Here is a 4,498-nt window from a genome sequence, read left to right as displayed (position 1 = left end):
ATCCCACTCGATTCCCTACGTGAATCCCCAACGTCAGTTTTGCAACAAAGCCGTGAAGAATGCGAAATTCTCGCTCTTCTGGCGGTAGACCGAACCATTGTCGCCGACATTGTTGACGGTCGAAAGCCGATCGAGTCCGGCCAGCACCGCCGGCGCAAGCGCGCCGAACGCCCCCGTCACCGTCGCACGACCCGTTGCCGACAGGCAGCCGGGCGCGGTATTGTTCTGCAGCACGGCATTGGTGCTGATGTTGGCGACGAGGCGGCACGCGGCGAATGCGCCATATTGCGACCCGAACACGGCGTTATCGACGACGCGCAATTTCTCGTTCGAATAGAAACCGCCGACCAACCAATCGAGCCGGTTGTCGAACGCCGAACCCTGCAGGCGCGCTTCCTGCGTGAAGGTGTGGAACTGACGGTAGGCATTGCCGTCGGCCGCGCGGTGCGCCAGATCGACATTGGTGTAATCGACATCGCCAGCATTGCCCGACTTATATTCGCGGTACGCGGTGATCGAGGTGAGCGTGGCGCCGCCGAGATTCCAGTCAGCCTGAAGCGAGCCGCCATAATCGACGGTGGTGTTGCGATAGGTCTGGCCCGGCGTCAGCGCGACTTCGCGGTTGAACGGGTTGGGCGTGTTGCCCGCCAGCGGATAGACCGCCCCGGCGCGGCGCAGGATATCGACGATCGGGTTGGCGTCGCTGACCGATACCGCGCCGTCGCTGTTGACGCTGCTGCCATTGGCCTGGACGGCGTTGGCGGTCGGATCGAAGGTCTGCGCCTGGCCGTAATAGGTCGCGCCGCAGCAGCTTTCCTTGCGATGTGAATAATCACCGATCAGGCGAAAGCTGAGATCCGCCGTCGGCTTGAACAGCAATTGCCCGCGGACGAAGTAGCGGTCGCGATCGTTGACGCGCGCTTCGCTGCCGCCGCCCTGGGTCACGTTCTTGTAGAAACCGTCGCGGCTCACATAGATCCCATCGACGCGGAAGGCGAGCTGGTCGGTGATCGGGCCGGTCACGCCGAACGCGAGGCGCTTCTGGTCGTAATTGCCATAGGTGCCCTCGGCATTGCCGCCAAAGGTGAATTCGGGCCCGCGTGTGATGATGTTGATGAGGCCCGCCGACGCATTGCGGCCGAACAGCGTCCCCTGCGGTCCGCGCAGCACTTCGACGCGGTCGATCTCACCCAGTTCGTTCAAGCCCACGCCGGTGCGGCTGCGATAGACGCCGTCGATGAACACCGCGACCGAGCTTTCGAGGCCGGGATTGTCGCCGACCGTGCCGACGCCGCGGATGCGGGCCGAGGCGTTCGATTCGCTGCCGGTCGACGAAATCAGTAGCGACGGGGCCAGCTGGTTGAGCGAGCGAATGTCCGAACCGCCCGAATTCTGCAGCGACGCCTGGCCGATCGCCGACACCGCGATCGGCACGTTCGACAAGCGATCGGCGCGGCGTGTTGCCGTTACGACAATGTCGGCACCATTATCGTCTTCGGCTTGTGCGGGCGCTGTGGCCGGCGTGCCTTGCTGCGCATCCGCCTGAGTCATGGCCGGCGCAGTCTGCGCAAGAGCGGGGGCCGAGACAGCGATGGCGGCAACAGACAACAGGTACGCGGACTTACGCATTACAAAACTCTCCAGATTTTTTCAGTGTTCGGGTGTTGCGGCGCGGCATAGCCCGACGGGCGTAGGCGTCCAGCAAAAAACCATGTTTTAGAATGGGTAATGGTGGGAAGTGGTGCACTCAGGCCACACCGAACGGCCATGCCCGGGGACCGGACATGGCCGAAACGACGTTACGTAAAGCACTGAATTTCGCACGGGTCCCGCGCTTTGCCGCGACTATCGGCCACGGCGATCCGAAAATTATTTCGGCGCGAGCACCATCAGCATCTGACGGCCTTCCATGCGTGGATAGGCCTCGACCTTGGCGGTTTCGGCAACATCGGCCTGAACGCGCTGGAGCAGGACCATGCCGAGCTGGCCGTGGCTCAATTCGCGCCCGCGGAAGCGCAGCGTGATCTTGACCTTGTCGCCTTCGTCGATGAACTCGAGCACCTTTTTCATCTTGGTGTCGTAATCATGGTCATCGATGTTGGGACGCATCTTGATCTCCTTGATCTCCTGCGTCTTCTGGCTCTTGCGGGCGAGGTTAGCCTTTTTCTGGGCTTCGTACTTGAACTTGCCGACATCGAGGAACTTGGCGACGGGCGGATCGGCGTTGGGCGACACTTCGACCAGGTCGAGACCGACCTCGCGCGCCTGCTCCATCGCCTCGCGTGTGTACATCACGCCAAGATTTTCGCCGTCCCCGTCGATCACGCGGACCTTGGGCGACACAATGAATTCGTTGAAGCGAGGGCCATTCATCGGCGGCGCCTGGCGGGTCATGGGAGGACGGATAGGGGAGGCTCCTGTCGTTGTTAATGGACGTATATAGGCGTTTTTGACGCGCGGCGAAAGATGGCCGCGCGGTCGCGCCCCAAGATTAGATCAAATCCGGCGGGGTCGCATCCCGGACCAGCATCGCGATCGCGTCATCGAGGGGCAGGAATTGCTGCCGATCGCTGCCCAATTGGCGCAGCGCGACCTTGCCTTCCTCGGCCTCGCGCTTGCCAACAACCAGCAGATTCGGGACCTTGGCGAGGCTGTGTTCGCGCACCTTATAGTTGATCTTCTCGTTGCGCAGGTCGGTCTCGACGCGGATGCCCGCTGCCGCCAGCTTGGCCTTGACCTCGGCGGCATAGCCATCGGCGTCCGACACGATCGTCGCGACGACCGCCTGGACCGGTGCCAGCCAGAGCGGGAAGCGACCGGCGTGGTGCTCGATCAGAATCCCGAGAAAGCGCTCGAATGTCCCGAGGATCGCGCGGTGGAGCATCACCGGGCGATGCCGCTCGCCATCGGCGCCGACATAGCTCGCATCGAGCCGTTCGGGCAGCACGCGATCGGACTGGATCGTGCCGACTTGCCACGTCCGCCCGATCGCATCGGTCAGATGGAATTCGAGCTTCGGCGCGTAGAAGGCACCCTCGCCCGGCAATTCCTCGAACTTGGCCTTGATCGAGTCGCTGAGGTTTGAGCCCAGCACCGCCTCGCGCAATTCGGCTTCGGCCTGGTCCCACATTGCGTCAGTCCCGAAGCGCGCATCGGGGCGCAGCGCGAGCTTGACCGCATAATCCTCGAACCCGAGATCGCGGTATACGCTGTCGAGCAATTCGCAGAATTGCTGGACCTCGGCGATCAGCTGATCCTCGCGGACGAAGATATGCGCATCGTCCTGCGTGAACTGGCGGACGCGCATGATGCCGTGGAGCGCGCCGTGCGGCTCGTTGCGGTGGCAGCAGCCGAATTCGGCCATACGGATCGGCAAGTCGCGATACGATTTGATCCCCTGGCGGAAGATCAGCACGTGCGCCGGGCAGTTCATCGGCTTCAGCGCCATCAGATCAGCGGTGCCGCTGAAAATCGCCTTGTCGTCGTCGGTGCTGGGGATTTCGTCGGGGACGACGAACATATTCTCGCGATATTTGCCCCAATGGCCCGACTGCTCCCACTGGCGCGCGTCCATCAGCTGCGGCGTCTTGACCTCGGCATAGCCCGCCGCGTCGAGCCGGCGGCGCATATACGCCTCCAACTGCCGCCACAGGATGAAGCCCTTGGGATGCCAAAAGACCGAGCCCTGCGCTTCGGACTGGAGGTGGAACAAGTCCATTTCCTGCCCGATCTTGCGATGATCGCGCTTGCCCGCTTCCTCGAGCATCGTCAGATGCGCGTCGAGCTGCTTCTTGCTCAGCCAGCCCGTCCCGTAGATGCGGCTGAGCATCGCGTTCTTCTGATCGCCACGCCAATAGGCACCCGACACGCGCGTCAGCTTGAAGGCATCGGACGCGAGCTTGCCGGTCGAGGCGAGATGCGGCCCGCGGCACATGTCGAGCCACGCGTCGTCACCCGTGCCGGCCTTGTAGACCGTTAGTTCCTCGCCCTCAGGCAGTTCGGCGGCCCATTCGGCCTTGAAGCGCTCGCCCTGCTTGGTCCAGCGGTCGATCAGATCGGCGCGGCTCCACACTTCGCGGATCAGCGGCTCGTCCTTGGCGATAACGCGGCGCATCTCGGCTTCGATCGCGGGCAAATCTTCGTCGGTGAACGGCCGGTCCTTCGGCGCGAAATCGTAATAGAAGCCGTCGTCGGTCGAGGGACCGAAGGTGATCTGCGTGCCCGGAAACAGGTTCTGCACCGCCTCGGCGAGCACATGCGCATAATCGTGGCGCGCGAGTTCGAGCGCGTCGGCTTCGTCGCGCGCCGTGACCAAAGCAAGCTTGGTGTCGCCTTCGAACGGCCGCGTGATATCGCGCAGCTCGCCGTCGATCCGCGCGGCGATCGCCGCCTTGGCGAGGCCCGGCCCGATCGCGGCGGCCACATCGGCCGGGGTAGTCCCCGGGGCTACCTCGCGGACGGAACCGTCGGGCAGCGTGATGCGGAAAAGGGCGGACAT

Annotated in this window: 3 protein-coding genes; all 3 read right to left on the bottom strand. The window is 63.4% G+C overall.

From position 1 onward, the window contains the following. Positions 1-33 precede the first annotated feature (33 nt). On the bottom strand, positions 34-1,551 hold the full coding sequence (locus tag ABWP09_RS13685) for a TonB-dependent receptor (protein WP_353205678.1): 1,518 nt from the start codon (positions 1,549-1,551) through the stop codon (positions 34-36). A gap of 318 nt (positions 1,552-1,869) precedes the next feature. Further along, the gene (gene infC / locus ABWP09_RS13680; protein WP_176498034.1) at positions 1,870-2,394 is read right to left on the bottom strand and encodes a translation initiation factor IF-3; all 525 of its coding nucleotides are present in this window, start codon (positions 2,392-2,394) and stop codon (positions 1,870-1,872) included. Positions 2,395-2,491: 97 nt separating this feature from the next. Then, on the bottom strand, positions 2,492-4,498 hold a 2,007-nt coding region (thrS, locus tag ABWP09_RS13675; RefSeq protein WP_353205677.1), incomplete at its 5' end, for a threonine--tRNA ligase.

Origin of the sequence: Sphingomonas sp. (assembly GCF_040398505.1) — a bacterium.
Classification (GTDB): domain Bacteria; phylum Pseudomonadota; class Alphaproteobacteria; order Sphingomonadales; family Sphingomonadaceae; genus Sphingomonas.
Note: the sequence above shows the minus strand (reverse complement) of the source record. Positions and strands in the feature narration are given on the sequence as shown.